Raw genomic sequence first — 15,419 nt, forward strand, 5'->3', positions numbered from 1 at the left:
GGACACCACCTATGAAACGCGAGCGAGCCATCCGAAGCGACGCGCGAATCGCTGGCCCCGAGCGGGACGAGGCCACGGACCATCCCCGGTTGTCGGTCGCGTCGTCGACACCGGAGACGGGCGGTGACAGGCGATGAGCGGCGTCAGCGACGACGAACGCGCCTGGTGGAAAGAAGCGGTCGTCTACCAGGTCTACCCGAAGAGTTTCGACGACAGCGACGGCGACGGCGTCGGCGACCTGTCGGGACTGGTCGACCGCGTCGACTACATCGACGAACTGGGCGTCGACGCCGTCTGGCTCAACCCCGTCTACGAGTCGCCCCAGGCCGACAACGGCTACGACATCGCCGACTACCGCGCCATCGACGACGCCTACGGCGACATGGCCGACTGGGAGCGACTGCGCGACGAACTCCACGAACGCGACGTTCGTCTGATCATGGACCTGGTGGTCAACCACACCTCCGACGAACACGAGTGGTTCCAGTGCTCCCGGCGCGAAGACGAGGAGTACGCCGACTACTACCACTGGGTCGACGGCGACCCGGACGAGCCGCCAAACGACTGGCAGTCCGTGTTCGGCGGGCCCGCCTGGAGCTACGACGACGAACGCGAGGCGTGGTATCTCCACCTGTTCGACGAGAAGCAGCCGGACCTGAACTGGGCCAATCCCGACGTTCGCGAGGCGGTCTACGACATGATGAACTGGTGGCTCGGGAAGGGCATCGACGGCTTCCGGATGGACGTCATCAACATGATCTCGAAGGCCGATGGCTACCCGGACGGTGGCCCCGAGAGCGGCGGCGCGGAACACTTCATGAACGGCCCGCGCGTCCACGAGTACGTCGACGAGATGGTCGACGAGGTGCTGGACGACGAGTCGGTTCTGGCCGTCGGCGAGACCCCGGGCGTCTCCGTCGACGACGCCCGCGAGTACGTCGGGTCCGAGAGCGACGGGCTCTCGATGCTCTTCCAGTTCGAACACGTCACCTTCGACCACGGCGAGCACAAGTTCGACGCCGACGAGCCCGACCTGGTCGAGTTCAAGGATATCCTCGCCAAGTGGCAGGCGGGCCTCGCCGACGACGGCTGGAACTCGCTGTATCTCAACAACCACGACCAGCCCCGCATGGTCTCGCGGTTCGGGTCCGACGGCGAGTACCGCCGCAAGTCCGCGAAGCTGCTCGGCACCCTCACCCACACGCTCGGCGGCACACCGTTCGTCTACCAGGGCGAAGAGCTCGGGATGACGAACGCGCCCTTCGAGGGTCGCGAGGCGCTGCGCGACGTGGAGGTCCGCAACTACGTCGCGTCCGCGGTCGACGACCCCGAGGGCCACGCCGACGCCTACGAAGACGTGCGCGAGGCCGTCGAGGCGATGAGCCGCGACAACGCCCGCACGCCGATGCAGTGGGCCGACGAGGCCCACGCCGGCTTCACCGACGGCGAGCCGTGGATCGACGCCAACCCCAACTACACCGAGGTCAACGTCTCCCGCGCCCGCGACGACCCCGACTCGGTGTTACACTACTACCGGGATCTGGTCGCCCTCCGCGACCGCGACCTGCTCGTCTACGGCGACTTCGAGTTGCTCGCGCCCGACCACCCCGACCTGTTCGCGTACACACGCTCGCTCGCCCGCGAGCGCGGCGACGAGAGCGAGGAGGCGGCGGACGCCGCTGGCTCGCCCGCCGAGGAGCGCGCTCTAGTCGTCTTGAACTTCGACGACGAACCGACGACCTTCGAGGCGCCCGCCGACGTGACCGTCGACGGCCTCGAACTCGCGCTCGCCAACGACGACGCGCCCGCACTCCCCGGCCGAACCCTCGAACTCGACCCGTGGGAGGCGCGGGTCTACCTGACGCCCGCGCCCGACCGGTCGACGTCCGACGCGGCGAGTACCGACCCAGCGACTACCCGACCGACGAGCACCGACCGATGACACAGCAACGACAGACCCAGAACAGTCGAATCGACCGCGAGTGGTGGAAGGAAGCAGTCGTCTATCAGGTCTACCCGCGGAGTTTCAACGACAGCGACGGCGACGGGATCGGCGACATCCCCGGCATCACCGAGCGCGTCGACTACCTCGACGACCTCGGCGTCGACGTGGTGTGGCTGTCGCCCGTCTACGACTCGCCGAACCACGACAACGGCTACGACATCCGCGACTACCGCGCCATCAACGAGGAGTTCGGCGACATGGCCGACTGGGAGCGTCTGCGCGACGAGCTCCACGACCGGGACATGAAGCTCATCATGGACCTGGTGGTCAACCACACCTCCAACGAACACGAGTGGTTCCAGCGCTCCCGCCGCGAAGAGGGCGAATACGCCGACTACTACCACTGGGTCGAGGGCGAGCCCGACGAGCCGCCCAACGACTGGGAGTCGCTGTTCGGCGGGTCGGCGTGGTCCTGGGACGACGAGCGCGAGGCGTGGTACCTCCACGTCTTCAACGAGAACCAGCCCGACCTGAACTGGCGCAATCCCGACGTGCGCGAGGCGGTCAAAGGGGTCGTCACCTGGTGGGTCGAGCAGGGCATCGACGGGTTCCGGATGGACGCTATCAGCCACCTCTCGAAGCCCGAGGGCTACCCCGCGGGCGACCCCGACGAGCCCGGCCCCTCGGGCTCGGAACACTACACCTTCGGCCCGCGGCTCGGCGAGTACCTCGACGAACTCGGAACGGTCGTCCCCGACGGGGCGATGTCTGCCGGCGAGATGGGCGGCGCCGACGCCGACGACGCACGGGAGTTCGTCCAGCGGGGCGACTGCCTGGACATGGTGTTCCACTTCGACCACCTCGACGTGGACCAGGCCGACGACTGGACCGACGACAACTGGGGCGAGTGGAGCCTCCCCGAGTTCGAGGAGCTGATGACCCGCAACCAGCGCGAAGTCGCCGAGCCGGCGTGGGACGCACTCTTCCTCGGTAACCACGACCACCCGCGGATCGTCTCGCGGTTCGGCGACGAGTCCGAGCGCCGTCGCTCCGCGACCTGCATCGCCACGTTCCTGCTGACGATGCGGGGCACGCCCTACCTCTACCAGGGCCAGGAACTCGGGATGACGAACGCCGAGTTCGACGACCTCTCGGAGATCGACGACGCGATGACGGTCGGCCTCGTCGAGGACATGCTCGAATCCGGCACGGTCGACTCCTTCGACGACGTGCGCGAAGCGGTCAACTACCGCAGCCGCGACCACGCCCGGACGCCGATGCAGTGGGCCGACGACGAGGCGGCCGGCTTCTCGGAGGGCGACCCGTGGCTCCCCGTCAACGACAACTACGACGAGATCAACGCCGCCGAGGCCCGCGCCGACGACGAGTCCGTGTTCCACCACTACCGGCGGCTGATCGACCTCCGCGAGGACGACCCCGTCTTCGTCTACGGCGACTACGACACCCTCGTCGCCGACGACGAACAGTTCTACGCGTTCACTCGCGAACTCGACGGCGAGCGCCGCCTGGTCGTCTGCAACTGGTCCGACGAGCCGGCGACGTTCGCGCCGGCCGACTTCACGGCGGACGACACGGAAGTCCTCCTCGCCAACTACGACGACGCCCCGACCGACCCGGTCGGCGCGACCTTCCGCCCGTTCGAGGCCGTCGTCTACGCGTACTGAGTCCCACGGCCGGGTCCGCTCCGACCTCCGATTCCTCGGCCGTCGTTCGGCTCCGCAGTCAGTACCCCGTTCCGAGGTACGTGTGAACCGCCTCGCCAGATTCGAGCACGTCGGCGAGCGCGACGGCGAAGTCCTCCATCGAAACGTAGCTGTCGCCGTCCTCGTCGGCGACGAGTTCGCCCTCGGCGGTGCGGTACTCGCCGGTGCGCTCGCCGGGCTCGATTATCGCGGCCGGCGCCAGATACGTCCAGTCGATGTCGTCGGCCTCGGCGAGGTCCTCGTAGGCATCGATCGCCGAGCGAGCCAGCCCCTCCCACTCGTCGGGGAACTCGTCGGTCTCGACCAGCCGGGTGTCCGGGCCGACCGAGAGGCCGCCCGCACCACCGGTCCAGACGAGGCGGTCGACCGACGCTCGGCGCATCCCCTCGACCACCGCGTCCATCATCTCCACGAGTACCGCCGGGTCCTCTCCCTCACCCGGCCCGAGCGCGCTGGCGACGGCGTCGTGGCCGGTCGCCAGCCGCGCCACCGCGTCGGGGTCGCTCGCGTCGCCAGCCACGGCGACGAACGACGGGTCCTCGACGCCCTCGACCGTTCCGCTGCGGGAGACGCCCGTCACCTCGTGGCCGCGGTCGAGCAGTTCCGTCGCGACGCGCCGTCCGATCCGGCCGCTGGCTCCGAGCAGCAGTACGTGCACGCTGAGTGATTGGTGCGTGGCACAGATATATCTCAGACGACACGGGTGTGACCGGGTGACATCGGTGACACCGCGGGATCGTGTCGGAGTTCCTCCGTTCCACACACAAGGATTAATCCGCTACTCCGGGAATAGCCGACATTGTGTGGCCGTCCGAACTCACGGCAGTCGCCGGGATCGGTGTCGCACAGTACACCGTACCGCTCGTCGGTATCGAGCTTGGACAGACACAGGTCACGGCGCTCGGCGTCTGCCTGATCCTCCTGTTGCTGATGGGGTCGGGCTTCTTCTCGTCGTCCGAGATCGCACTGTTCTCCCTGCCCGCCCACCAGATCGACGCGATGGTCGAGAAGGGCGAACGCGGCGCGCGGGCGGTCAAGTCGCTCAAGGAGGACCCACACCGCCTGCTCGTGACGATCCTCGTCGGGAACAACATGGTCAACATCACCATGTCCTCGGTCTCGACGACGCTCGTCGGCTTCTACTTCGACCCGGGCACGGCGGTGCTCGTCTCCTCGCTCGGCATCACGTCGATGGTCCTCATCTTCGGCGAGAGCGCACCGAAGTCCTACGCGGTCGAGAACACCGAACTGCACGCCCGACGGGTCGCCCGCGGGCTGAAGGTCGTCGAGAAGGTGCTGTGGCCGCTCATCACTCTGTTCTACTACCTGACGAGCGTCGTCAACAAGGTCACCGGCGGCAGCTCGTCCATCGAGGAGACCTACGTCACTCGCGACGAGATCCGCAACATGATCGAGACCGGCGAGCGCGAGGGCATCCTGGCCGAGGAGGAGCGTCAGATGCTCCAGCGCACCCTGCGGTTCACCGACGCCACCGCCAAGGAGGTGATGACCCCCCGTCTCGACGTGGTCGCCATCCCGACGGACGCGACCGTCGAAGCGGCCATCCGGAAGTGCATCCGGTCGGGCCACGCCCGCCTGCCCGCCTACGAGGAGTCGCTCGACGACGTGGTCGGCGTCTTCGACATCCGCGACCTGGAGGACACCGATTACGACACCTTCGCCGACATCGAGGTGGGCGAGGTGGTCTCCCCGACCCTCCACGTCCCCGAGTCGAAGGACGTCGACGACCTCCTCTCGGAGATGCGCGAGAACCGGATGCACATGGTCGTCGTCATCGACGAGTTCGGCGCCACCGAGGGGCTGGTCACGATGGAGGACCTCACCGAGGAGATCGTCGGCGAGATCCTGGCCGGCGACGAGGAGCATCCGATCGAGTTCGTCGACGACGAGACCGTCCTGGTCGACGGCTCGGTCAACATCGAAGAGGTCAACGAGGCGCTGGACGTCGTCCTCCCCGAGGGCGAGGAGTTCGAGACCATCGCGGGGTTCATCTTCAACCGCGCCGGCCGCCTCGTCGAGGAGGGCGAGACGTTCGACTACGAGAACGTGACCCTGCGGGCCGAACGGGTGGAGGACACCCGCATCCAGAAGGCCCGGGTGACCGTCGACCGCGATATCGTCGACCCGGCCGACGGGGAGTCGACGGCAGACGGGGCGTCGACGGCGGACGGTGCGCCGCCGACCGACGAGGACGGGACCGACTGAGCGGGCACGCCTCGACGACCGGCGCCGGTCGCGTCGCTTCGGCACCCTCGTCGAAACTGCGATCACATTTTTCGAACGGTTAAAAGGCTACAAACGAGTCTCGCAATAGCTGGATTTTCATCACCCAATCTCGCCCTGAAACAAGGACGACTAAGCGAAACGAATCCTAAACCTCAGCTACCCGGTAATTAAATGAAGAACGCTCATACGTAGCACATTGTTGATTTCACAGCGTCACTTGGACAGCGTGTTTGAGAGCAGCTCGGCCGGGTTTCCGAAACAGCTCTCGACGTAGTTGAAACGCTCTGAGATACTGTGTTAGCTTGTCTTTGGAGATACCTCGGTGAGACGAGAGCCACCGTCGCACCTGCGACGCGTGGCTCTCGCAGGTGTTGACGTGGACCTCGTCGTCGGCGTATTCGCCGTCGCCGTGGACGACGTACTCGCGGTCAAATGCGTCGTCGTCTTCGAGCGGCTCGTACGCCCGAAAGCCATCGGTATAGACAGTGATCGACTCCTGTTGGCGGTCGGCCAGCAGGAGTCGAATCGTCGATTCGTCTGCGGCTTTCGCCGGAATGACGTACCGCTGTCCGGTGGCGCGATCGGCGATGATGAAGATGGGGGGCTCGTCGCCATCGTATGAACCACGCCCGCGCGTGGACAGGCCGCGCGAGCGCGACTCTCGGTCGCGCTCGCGGCCTTTCTTCCCGGCGTTGGCGCACACTTCGTCGATTTCGACGGGTCCGACAAGATCGAGGGAAGGCGCATCGAGCGCTCTGGCGAAGCGCTCGATGCGCCGGTGCATCGTCTTGTGTGTCACCTCGATTTCGCACTGTAGCTGGCGGAGACTCGTGTTAAACCGGAGGAACGCGTAAATTGAGAACAACCACCGACGGAGCGCAATCTTCGAATGTGCGAAGATTGTGCCGGTCTTGTCGTTGAACGTGCGGTCGCAATTCTTACACAGATACCGCTGAAACTCTCTGTAGCTGCCGTTTCTGACCGTCCAGTCAGAACGGCAGCGAGGACAGGTAACACCGTCACGCCAGCGAACCTGCGCTAACAGGTCCGCTGCGACCGATTCCGACCCAAACACATCCAGCGGAATCATTCGTGTCGGGCACCGCTAGCGCGGTGCCCTTGTCCTCTTCGACTCCACAGCTACCGCTCAGCAGCGTCAACAATCTCCTACGCAAGAGCGAATTTATTTACACCTTCGGAAAGGTATTTTACGCATCAGAATCCCGTCCTCGGAAATCAATAGTATCTCTGTTGCCTGTATTGAGCGTTCCAGCACTCGTAAGCTCTCAAAGTGGGAGAACACCTTCGTCAAGGAACTCGGAACAATCAACAGGAATACTGTCCCACGCGTTCTTGACGACTTCATATCCCGTCCACCCTTCAGTCCGGATCATCTGGCCTGTCGCCTTGCAGAACTCTGCCTTCGAAATGAGGTCGTTATCGAAGAGGACGTAGAGGAGATACGGCGGCCCCACACCGTCAACATCGTATCCATGGTCCTCAACCAGTCGCCTGATCGACCGGCGTGCGGCTCTATCGAGAAGCGAGACGACCTGATACGAGTCACCGTGTTCGGACAGCTCCTGCTTCAGCGATTCCTCGCCCGCATCCGGCCCGTGTGGCCGGGGAACAACAGTTACGCATGACCACGACGAGGAATCCTCGTCTAGGTGATCAAGCACACGCTCGCTGCCTCGTTTTAGATACTGTTCGCGGCTTCCCTCGGGCGCGTACGTGTTCGCATTGACGTGGTTCTGGAGTTCGTGCTTGCAGACGTTCGTGGTCGTGAGAGCGACCGACTCCGCTAGTATGTCCCACTGGTCAGTGTTCGCAACAGCAATCAGGGAACTCGTATCGGCCAGGAGTGGGTGGCGAGGGTCACTCGCCATCGCTATCAGCGAGGAATGTTGAGGTATCTCGCTCCATTGCCGACTCGAATGCGTCTTTCTCGGCTTCCATCTGGTCGATTTTCTCGCCGAGAAGAACCCGCGCTACATCTTCATCGATCTCACCGCGGCTATATCGTTCGTAGACCGCGATCTCATCCTGTTCGTCCAGAGATCGGCGGAGCATCTCGACTAACCCGGTCCGGGCAAGTTCGCTCACATTAACGCCGCCAATATGAACCTCATCAAGCAGCTTCGCAGCCTCTTTTTCGGCCCCGGCACGGAACTGAATCGTTTCATCGTAGCTTGAGCCGCTCATAGAGAGGCGTTCGCCGCGCAGGGAGTTATATGTTATGACGTGTTAGTATTTGTCATTACATTTCTCGGTGCTTCAGACACGCGATTGTATGCCCGATTCGTGTCGATCTCCTCGATAATATTACAACATTCTGACCAAAGAGGCCTCGGCGGAGCTATTGAGCCTCCTCTGAGCCAGTGATACCTTAGATACTGTTGGACAGTTGGTGGTTTGTAGATTTCTACATTCGGAACTTGTGTCGAAACTCCCCCGTGTTCGATATAGCGATTAGAGATTTATCACCGGGGCGGACTTGGTTCACCCCGTCTATCGCCATCGGCCGCTTAGACGGCCGTCCGGCGGTGGTCGGTCGATCCAGCGTCGTCTCGCTCGGCGTACAGCGAGTCGGCCAGCACGGCGAAGTCGGCGGCGGTGGAGACATTCTGGACGCCGACGGCGAGCCGCACGTCGACGGCTCTGTGGAGGACGCCTCCGAGGACGACACCGATGGTCACGAGGCCGATCCCGACGGCGAGCGCGCGTAGCGCCGGGTCGGTCGTACGGCGGTACGCCAGGACAGCACCGGGAGTATCGCGCCGAACGACGGCGTGGCCGCCTCGGTGCGTGCCAGGACGAGTGTCGTTTCGAGCACGGGAAACACTCTACTCGTGCGGACTGGGCGGGAGTCGATATACCCCGTCACGCGTTCCTATGGGGTGAAAACGAGGGGAGAAGTCGAAGATGGGCGCCGGGGTCACTCCGAGTACAGCGAGTAGACGATGACGGCGAAGCCGGTGGCGGTCAGCGCGCTCTCGATCGCGAGCGCGAAGTCGGCGACCGTCTGGTTGTCGACGTTGCCGCCGAAGAAGGGGACGTTCACCCCGAACAGCGAGAAGCGTATCGCCTGGTCGATGGCGCCCGCGAGGAGTGTCCCGGCGGTGACGACCCCGAACCCGACCGCGAGATACCACAGCGGCTGTGCGCCGCTCCGACGGTGTGCCTTGTAGGCGAAGTAGGTGATCATCCCGCCGAGGACGAGCGTGATCGTCTTCAACGCGACGAGTACGATGGTACCGGGTGTAGCGTGTGGGCTCATGTTTCCTTGCGTACCTCCGACCAGAGCGATTCGAGGCGCTGGTCCGGCGTCCGTGCCTGACGGGCGATCTCGGTTTCGAAGTCGCGCTCCTCGGTCAAAGCGATGACGACTTCCTCGAAGTCGACCTCGTAGATGCTGGCGTGCTGGCCGTCCGGGCGGATCTCCGTGCCTTCGAACAGCAACTGGGCCTCCTCCAGTCGGTCGAGCTTGCGGTAGGTCGTCGACAGCGGGATGTCGCTCTCCTCGGAGATCTCGCTGGCGGTCATCGGTTCCTCCAGCGCGCTGACGATCGCCCGACAGTCCGGGTCGTCGAGCGCGTCGAGCACCTCCTGGAGGTCCGGCGCCTCGTCGTCCGCGAACGGGTCACGGACCATACTACGCACCCATTGCCCGACGACGGTTATAACCGCACCGACACACGCCCACCGCGATCGACCACGACCCGCAGAGAGCGACCGCGCCCGACGCGTCGTTTACCTAACACGTATCGAACATGTCCGGTCTCGGCCCGTGGACGGCCCAATCGGAGAGTCAGGGGCGTCCGTCGGCCCGGGCCGCGTCGGTCGCCTCGTCCCACGGGAGCGGCCCGTCGTAGCCCGGTGGGACGTAGCCACAGAGCGGGTCGCTCGCAAGCGGGTCGCCGGTGTGGGCGAACGCTCGCGACCGACTCCCGCCGCAGACCTCTCTGAACGGACAGACGCCGCACTTCCCGTGCAGTTCGTCGCGGTCCCGCAGCGACGTGAACAGCTCCGACTCGCGGTACACCTCGGCGACGTGATCCTCGGGGACCGTACCCGCCGACTGCGGCAAGAAGCCCGACGGGTACACCTCGCCCGTGTGGCTCACGAACGCGAAGCCGTCGCCCGCCAGGACGCTCGCCCGCCGGTTTTCGTCGTCGGTCGGCCCCCCGCCATCGCCGTCCGACGACGCACCCGCCGATCCGGCGGCCGTCTGCCTGCGAACTCGACGGTAGTGGGGCGCCTCCGTCGTCTTCAGGCCGAACGGTGCCTCGTCGGCGACGTCGGCCAGCCACTCCATCACTCGCTCCGCGCGCTCGGGCGGGATCGGGTCCAGCACCTGTCCGCGACCGACGGGGACGAGGAAGAACACGCTCCACAGCACCGCACCGAGGTCGGCCACGACGTCGCGGATCGCCGGCAGGTCCTCGACGGTGTCGGCGCAGACGGTCGTGTTGATCTGCAGCGGGATTCCTGCTTCCTGAGTCCCTCTCGCCGCTCGCATCGTCGCCTCGAAACTCCCCGACTCGCCGCGGAAGGCGTCGTGACGTTCGGGGGTCGCACCGTCGAGGCTCAGGGCCATCCGCTTCAGGCCGGCGTCGGCCAGCGCCCCGATCGCGTCGGCGTCGAGTTCGTCCGTCCCGCTGGGGGTCAGCGACACCGTGAGCCCCCGATCGGTCCCGTAGCTGACCAGCTCGACGAGGTCCGTACGCTTCATCGGGTCGCCGCCCGAGAGGACGACCAGCTGGCGCTCGCCGAAGTCGGTAGCCTGGTCGAGCAGCTCCTTGCCCTCCGCCGTCGACAGCTCGTCGGGGTGGCGAGCGGGTCGAGCGTCGGCCCGACAGTGGTCGCAGGTCAGATCGCAGGCCTGGGTCACCTCCCAGATGAGCACGAGCGGCCGCTCGGCGGTGTCGACCGGCGGCCGCATCAGCGCCACCTCCCCCGTCGGCTGGCCGACAGGCGACCGCGGTCCGAGTTCGACCTCCCGGCGGCGATATCCGGCGGACTCGTTCGAGCCTCGGTCATCACCGTCGAATTCGGACTGAGCATCCTAAGCGGACGGTCGCGTTCCCAGCGACTGAAAATCCGGTCGAGTGGGTTTGAACCGGGAGTCCGTCGGCTCGAATATGTCCGACCTCGATATCGACCTCGGCGACCGCGAACCGGGCGACGCTTCTCTCGACGGGATCGTCGGCGCGCCCCGCGGTGACGTGACCCGGGAGTGGGAGCTGTTCGTCCGCGAAACGGCTGGCGACCCCCTGACCCACGCCGGCAGCGTCAGCGCCCCCTCGGCGGAGATCGCCCGCGAACAGGCCGAACGGCTGTTCGGCTGGAGCGCCGAGACGCTGTGGCTCTGTCCCGCCGACGAGACCAGACGGTTCGCGGCCGACGGGGTCGCCCTCTCGGACCGTGCCGGTGAGACGGGTGCGACGGACGACACTCGGTCCGGTGACGACGGAGGTGAACAGGCGTGATCTCGGTCAGCAAGCTCCTCTGTGACCTCGACGCGGAGGGCGACGGCCTGCGCTACGACGCCGCCGCCGAGTCGGAGAAAGCGCAGATCCGCGAGCGCAAACAGCGCCGCCCCGTCGTCGTCTGGAACTGCACGAAACAGTGCAACCTCTACTGCGACCACTGCTACGCGGCCGCCGAGACCGAACCGGCCCCCGGAGAGATGACCACCGCCGAGGGCAAACAGTTCCTCGACGAACTCGCAGAGTTCGGGGCCCCCGTCGTCCTCTTCTCCGGCGGCGAACCGCTGGCCCGCGAGGACTTGGTCGAACTGGTCGGCCACGCCAGCGACGCGGGACTGCGGCCAGTTCTCTCCACGAACGGGACGCTGTTGACCGAGGAACGGGCCGCGGCGCTCCGCGACGCGGGCCTCCAGTACGTCGGCGTCTCCGTCGACGGGATGCCCGAGCGCAACGACGCCTTCCGCGGCCAGGAGGGCGCGTTCGATCGCGCGCTGGAAGGGATCGAGGCCTCCCAGTCCGCGGGGCTGAAGACCGGCCTGCGCTACACGATCACTCGACACAACGCCGACGACCTGGCGGACGTGGTGGATCTCTTGGCCGACCGCGGCGTCGACCGCTTTTGCTTCTACCACCTCGACTACGGCGGCCGCGGCGCGGAGATCCGGGACGCCGACCTGACGCCACAGGAACGGCGGGCGGCGGTCCGGCGGGTCTGCGACCTGACTCGCGAGTACCACGGCCGGGGCCACGAGATCGAGACGCTGCTGGTCGGCAACTACGCCGACGCCGCCTACCTCGTCGAGTACGCCCGTCGGGAACTGGGCGAAGCGATGGCCGACCGGGTCCGGGGATACCTGCTGACCAACGGCGGCGACCCCACCGGCGAGCGGATCGCCGACGTGGACTACCAGGGGAACGTCCACCTCACGCAGTTCTGGCAGGGCTACTCGCTGGGCAACGTCCGCGACCGCCCGTTCGGCGCGATCTGGACCGACGAGTCCAATCCGCTCCTGGGGGCGCTCCGCGAGCGGGAACGGCACCTCACCGGCCGCTGTGCCGACTGCCGGTACCGGGACATCTGCCGCGGCGGCTCTCGCCTGCGGGCGCTCTCGGCCGGCGACGACCCGTTCGGCCCGGACCCGCAGTGCTATCTCACCCCCGAGGAACGCGGGACCGACGGCGAGACGGGCGTTCCGGACGCCGCCGACTGATCCTGTACCGTCGGCGACCGCGTCCGATTCCGACCTGATACACCGTTATCCGCGATATCGAATCGACGGCTGGTCACCCTGCGACGGCCTCGGACTCGGTGCTCGTTTCCACCGTTCCGTGGCCGAATGCTCGGCTAATCAGACGCGATGGCCCGAAATCCCCCGTAGGTTTAAATTACCGTGCCACCAAGGGCTCGTATGGCCGCATACGGCCGGCCGACTCTTCGGGACCTGTTCGACGAGGCACCGACGCCGCACATCGCCCACCCGCCTCGTACGCACCACCGAGACTTCTATCTCGCTACCGACGGCTCCTATCGAGCCGCCGGTGGCACCGCGCCAGGCGACGACGCTCGCGAGTTCACCGGCGGACTCGGTGTCGTCATCGAGACGCGCGACGGCGAGCGCGTCGCGCGGCTGTCGGTGCCCAACCGCGCCCCCGACAACAACGTCGCCGAGTATCGGGCGCTGCACCTCGGTCTCGACGTGCTCGCCACCCGCTCGCCCGCCGACGCGAGCGTCGGCGTCCTCATCGACCACGATATCCTCGCCGAGAACGTCAACGCCGCCGTCCTGACCCACCGGGACCCGGAACTGGAGCCGACCCACTCGGTGACCCACCCGCCCGCCATCGGCCTCCACTGGCGCGGCATCAGCTCGCGGCTGCGCGACTTCGCCGAGATCCGCGCCGCCCGCATCGACAGCGGGTACAACCCGGCCCACCCGCTCGCCAACGCCCCCGACGAGTACGCCCACGTCAACGGCGAGCCCGACCGCTGTCTCCTCCCCGAAGCGCCGTCGGCGACCGGCGACGACCGCTATCCACCGCCCTCGCGGGCCGACCGCGGTAGCGCGAGCGACTGATCACCGGTCGCGGTCGTCGTCCTCACCGTCCGGTAGTTCGTCGATCGCCTTCTCCCAGCTGTAACGAGCGAGCCCGCCGGCTTCCGCGAACCGCCCGAGGTACTGCTCGCGGGGGATCGGTCCCCACCAGTCGCCGTCCGCCCGCTCGAAGACCCGTACGCATTTGACCGTCAGGACCGCCCAGAGCACGGCGAACACCGCTGGCCAGACCAGTCCGTCGCGATAGGGGATCGCGACGTCGAGCGCGGTGAGCGCCCGCCAGACGAAAAACGACAGGACGAATAGCGTCCCGAACGTGTAACAGCCGGTCAGCGCGTACCGGAGCGCGCGCATCGGCCAACCCGAAACGTCGATCGTCTTGTCCATCGCTGCTACGGGAACGGACGCAGATCACACACGTATGTTTTGTGCCGAGCGGAGACGGTCGGCGTCGCCGCCGGTGACGACCCTTCAGGGTCGCTGTTCGATCAGCGACAGCAGTTCCTCGGCGTCTTCGATCTTCTTGCGCCGCAGCTGCTCCGAGTACCTCGGCTCGTCCAGCCCCTCCAGCGCGTTGATCGCGCGATCGAGGCCTCGGATGCTGTCGACCAGTGCCTCGCCCTCCTCCTGACTGATGTCGCCGTCTTCGATCCGCTGTTTGCGCGCCAGTCGCTCGCGCTGGAGGCGACGCTCGGTCTCCTCGATGCGCTCGCGCTCGGACTCGGGGACGGCGTCGAGGCGCTTGCATTCGAAGACGAACTCCCGGAGCGGGAACGCGTCCCCCTGGACGGTGACCGTCTCCGGGATCCGCTCGCCGATGGTCCCGGACTGGCGCCGCGTCGCGTCGAGCAACCGCTGGCGCTCGCGGTCGTTCACTGCCCGGCACCTCCCGCCGCTTCTCGCCGTACCCGGCCCGTCCTGTCGGTCCGACATCCGCTGGAGAGTGTTTCCGTCACGAGATGGATCAACCGCCGGACTGGACGTAAGCGCTCGGAGCACCGCGTTACTCCAAGGGAGGTGATAGGTGTGTAGCGTTTAGTCGGCGGGGGTCCAAGCCCGCGTATGGGCGCGGAGTCGAGCCCGAGGGCGGCGTTCGAACTGGCGAGCAACGACACGCGGATGGCGATCCTCCACGAACTGGCGGAAGCGTTCCGCGAGTCACCGATCGACCCGTTCGTCGCCTACAGCGACCTCCGCGAGGGGGTCGGGGTCCGCGACAAGGGGAACTTCAACTACCACCTCGACCGGCTCGGCGACCTCGTGACCGAGGGATCCGATGGATACGCCGTCTCCAGCGTGGGACTGACCGTCGTCTCGGCCGTCGCCTCGGGGTCACTCGACCCCGACTGGACCTGGGGGCCGGCCGACGTTCCGGGGGAGTGTTCCTTCTGCGGTGACGCGCTGGCGCTGCGCTACGAGAACGGCCACCTGCTGCTCACCTGCGGCGTCGACGACCACGCCCTGCTGTTCCCCGTCTCCCCGAGTCTCCTCGACGGCCACGAGGGCGACGCACTGCTGGAGCGGGTCGCCGTCGTCCTCACTCATCAGGCCGAAGGGATCCGCCGCGGGGTCTGCCCGGAGTGCGAGGGCGACCTGACGCCCGGGATCGTCCCCGAACCGAAGCCCGAACAGGACGGTTACTTCTTCCACGGCGACTGCCGCGGCTGTGGCTTCCAGCACGGATTCCCCGTCGGCGCGGCCGCCCTCTCTCACCCCGAGGTCGTCGCCGCGTACGCGACCGAGGGCATCGACCTCCGAGCGACCCCCTTCTGGACGCTGGAGTGGTGTCGCGTCGGCGCGGAAACCGTCGTCGCCGAGGACCCGCTCCGCGTCCGCGTCGACGTGCGACTGCCCGAGGAGATGCTGATAGTCACGCTGGACGGTGACGCCGACGTGGTCTCGGTCGAGGGGCGAAAACCGAGCGAATAGAACCGGACCGGTGCGACGAACCGGCGCC

17 protein-coding genes are annotated in these 15,419 nt (G+C 66.5%); 7 read left to right on the top strand and 10 right to left on the bottom strand.

What is annotated here, in order from left to right:
• The first annotated feature begins 133 nt into the window (after positions 1-133).
• Positions 134-1,942, top strand: coding sequence for a glycoside hydrolase family 13 protein (locus I7X12_RS01670; RefSeq protein ID WP_198062160.1), 1,809 nt, complete (start codon positions 134-136; stop codon positions 1,940-1,942).
• On the top strand, positions 1,939-3,630 hold the full coding sequence (locus I7X12_RS01675) for a glycoside hydrolase family 13 protein (protein ID WP_198062161.1): 1,692 nt from the start codon (positions 1,939-1,941) through the stop codon (positions 3,628-3,630). The genes I7X12_RS01670 and I7X12_RS01675 overlap by 4 nt, the downstream gene beginning before the upstream one ends.
• 58 nt (positions 3,631-3,688) lie before the next feature.
• On the opposite strand, the gene I7X12_RS01680 is transcribed toward I7X12_RS01675, so the two are convergent.
• Entirely contained in the window at positions 3,689-4,327 is a 639-nt protein-coding gene (locus I7X12_RS01680; RefSeq protein WP_198062162.1) for an NAD(P)-dependent oxidoreductase, read from the bottom strand.
• 143 nt (positions 4,328-4,470) lie between these two features.
• Here I7X12_RS01680 and I7X12_RS01685 point away from each other — a divergent pair, with 143 nt between their 5' ends.
• Complete coding sequence (locus I7X12_RS01685) at positions 4,471-5,895, top strand: hemolysin family protein (RefSeq protein WP_394355622.1); 1,425 nt, start codon at positions 4,471-4,473, stop codon at positions 5,893-5,895.
• Positions 5,896-6,121: 226 nt separating this feature from the next.
• Here I7X12_RS01685 and I7X12_RS01690 read toward each other — a convergent pair whose 3' ends face one another.
• The 7 genes from I7X12_RS01690 to I7X12_RS01720 all read right to left on the bottom strand — a co-directional run bounded on the left by I7X12_RS01690 (position 6,122) and on the right by I7X12_RS01720 (position 10,861).
• Entirely contained in the window at positions 6,122-7,006 is an 885-nt protein-coding gene (locus tag I7X12_RS01690) for an IS1595 family transposase (protein WP_198062163.1), read from the bottom strand.
• A 196-nt stretch (positions 7,007-7,202) separates the two neighbouring features.
• On the bottom strand, positions 7,203-7,805 hold the full coding sequence (locus I7X12_RS01695) for a hypothetical protein (RefSeq protein WP_198062164.1): 603 nt from the start codon (positions 7,803-7,805) through the stop codon (positions 7,203-7,205).
• Positions 7,795-8,121, bottom strand: coding sequence for a hypothetical protein (locus I7X12_RS01700; RefSeq protein WP_198062165.1), 327 nt, complete (start codon positions 8,119-8,121; stop codon positions 7,795-7,797). Before I7X12_RS01700 ends, I7X12_RS01695 begins: the two co-directional genes overlap by 11 nt.
• 323 nt (positions 8,122-8,444) lie before the next feature.
• The gene (locus I7X12_RS01705; RefSeq protein WP_198063760.1) at positions 8,445-8,675 is read right to left on the bottom strand and encodes a DUF7521 family protein; all 231 of its coding nucleotides are present in this window, start codon (positions 8,673-8,675) and stop codon (positions 8,445-8,447) included.
• A gap of 179 nt (positions 8,676-8,854) precedes the next feature.
• A complete protein-coding gene (locus I7X12_RS01710) occupies positions 8,855-9,196 on the bottom strand; it encodes a DUF7521 family protein (RefSeq protein ID WP_198062166.1) in 342 nt (113 codons plus the stop codon).
• Positions 9,193-9,570, bottom strand: a complete 378-nt coding sequence (locus I7X12_RS01715; protein ID WP_198062167.1) for a winged helix-turn-helix domain-containing protein — start codon at positions 9,568-9,570, stop codon at positions 9,193-9,195. The genes I7X12_RS01710 and I7X12_RS01715 overlap by 4 nt, the downstream gene beginning before the upstream one ends.
• A 157-nt stretch (positions 9,571-9,727) precedes the next feature.
• Positions 9,728-10,861, bottom strand: coding sequence for a TIGR04053 family radical SAM/SPASM domain-containing protein (locus I7X12_RS01720; protein WP_198062168.1), 1,134 nt, complete (start codon positions 10,859-10,861; stop codon positions 9,728-9,730).
• A 199-nt stretch (positions 10,862-11,060) separates the two neighbouring features.
• Here I7X12_RS01720 and I7X12_RS01725 point away from each other — a divergent pair, with 199 nt between their 5' ends.
• The 3 genes from I7X12_RS01725 to I7X12_RS01735 all read left to right on the top strand — a co-directional run bounded on the left by I7X12_RS01725 (position 11,061) and on the right by I7X12_RS01735 (position 13,483).
• Positions 11,061-11,408: an Htur_1727 family rSAM-partnered candidate RiPP gene (locus tag I7X12_RS01725; protein ID WP_198062169.1), complete on the top strand. Its 348-nt coding sequence runs from the start codon at positions 11,061-11,063 to the stop codon at positions 11,406-11,408.
• Positions 11,405-12,619, top strand: coding sequence for a TIGR04347 family pseudo-SAM/SPASM protein (locus tag I7X12_RS01730; RefSeq protein ID WP_198062170.1), 1,215 nt, complete (start codon positions 11,405-11,407; stop codon positions 12,617-12,619). Before I7X12_RS01725 ends, I7X12_RS01730 begins: the two co-directional genes overlap by 4 nt.
• 198 nt (positions 12,620-12,817) lie before the next feature.
• Positions 12,818-13,483: a ribonuclease H family protein gene (locus I7X12_RS01735; protein WP_198062171.1), complete on the top strand. Its 666-nt coding sequence runs from the start codon at positions 12,818-12,820 to the stop codon at positions 13,481-13,483.
• Here the strand turns inward: I7X12_RS01735 and I7X12_RS01740 are convergent, their stop codons facing one another.
• Entirely contained in the window at positions 13,484-13,849 is a 366-nt protein-coding gene (locus tag I7X12_RS01740; RefSeq protein WP_198062172.1) for a hypothetical protein, read from the bottom strand.
• A gap of 84 nt (positions 13,850-13,933) precedes the next feature.
• Positions 13,934-14,338 (bottom strand): DUF5788 family protein, encoded by a 405-nt coding sequence (locus I7X12_RS01745; protein WP_198062173.1) that lies wholly within the window; start codon positions 14,336-14,338, stop codon positions 13,934-13,936.
• Between the two features lie 186 nt (positions 14,339-14,524).
• Between I7X12_RS01745 and I7X12_RS01750 the strand changes: the two genes are divergently transcribed.
• The gene (locus tag I7X12_RS01750) at positions 14,525-15,391 is read left to right on the top strand and encodes a DUF7351 domain-containing protein (RefSeq protein ID WP_198062174.1); all 867 of its coding nucleotides are present in this window, start codon (positions 14,525-14,527) and stop codon (positions 15,389-15,391) included.
• Positions 15,392-15,419: the final 28 nt, after the last annotated feature.

Origin of the sequence: Halosimplex litoreum (genome assembly GCF_016065055.1) — an archaeon.
Taxonomy (GTDB): Archaea; Halobacteriota; Halobacteria; order Halobacteriales; family Haloarculaceae; genus Halosimplex; species Halosimplex litoreum.

Excerpts from the sequence above, each read along its gene's own strand:
- I7X12_RS01670 (WP_198062160.1), top strand. The coding sequence starts at position 134 with ATGAGCGGCGTCAGCGACGACGAACGCGCCTGGTGGAAAGAAGCGGTC.
- I7X12_RS01675 (WP_198062161.1), top strand. The coding sequence starts at position 1,939 with ATGACACAGCAACGACAGACCCAGAACAGTCGAATCGACCGCGAGTGG.
- I7X12_RS01690 (WP_198062163.1), bottom strand. The coding sequence starts at position 7,006 with ATGATTCCGCTGGATGTGTTTGGGTCGGAATCGGTCGCAGCGGACCTG.
- I7X12_RS01695 (WP_198062164.1), bottom strand. The coding sequence starts at position 7,805 with ATGGCGAGTGACCCTCGCCACCCACTCCTGGCCGATACGAGTTCCCTG.
- I7X12_RS01700 (WP_198062165.1), bottom strand. The coding sequence starts at position 8,121 with ATGAGCGGCTCAAGCTACGATGAAACGATTCAGTTCCGTGCCGGGGCC.
- I7X12_RS01710 (WP_198062166.1), bottom strand. The coding sequence starts at position 9,196 with ATGAGCCCACACGCTACACCCGGTACCATCGTACTCGTCGCGTTGAAG.
- I7X12_RS01715 (WP_198062167.1), bottom strand. The coding sequence starts at position 9,570 with ATGGTCCGTGACCCGTTCGCGGACGACGAGGCGCCGGACCTCCAGGAG.
- I7X12_RS01720 (WP_198062168.1), bottom strand. The coding sequence starts at position 10,861 with ATGCGGCCGCCGGTCGACACCGCCGAGCGGCCGCTCGTGCTCATCTGG.
- I7X12_RS01725 (WP_198062169.1), top strand. The coding sequence starts at position 11,061 with ATGTCCGACCTCGATATCGACCTCGGCGACCGCGAACCGGGCGACGCT.
- I7X12_RS01735 (WP_198062171.1), top strand. The coding sequence starts at position 12,818 with ATGGCCGCATACGGCCGGCCGACTCTTCGGGACCTGTTCGACGAGGCA.
- I7X12_RS01740 (WP_198062172.1), bottom strand. The coding sequence starts at position 13,849 with ATGGACAAGACGATCGACGTTTCGGGTTGGCCGATGCGCGCGCTCCGG.
- I7X12_RS01750 (WP_198062174.1), top strand. The coding sequence starts at position 14,525 with ATGGGCGCGGAGTCGAGCCCGAGGGCGGCGTTCGAACTGGCGAGCAAC.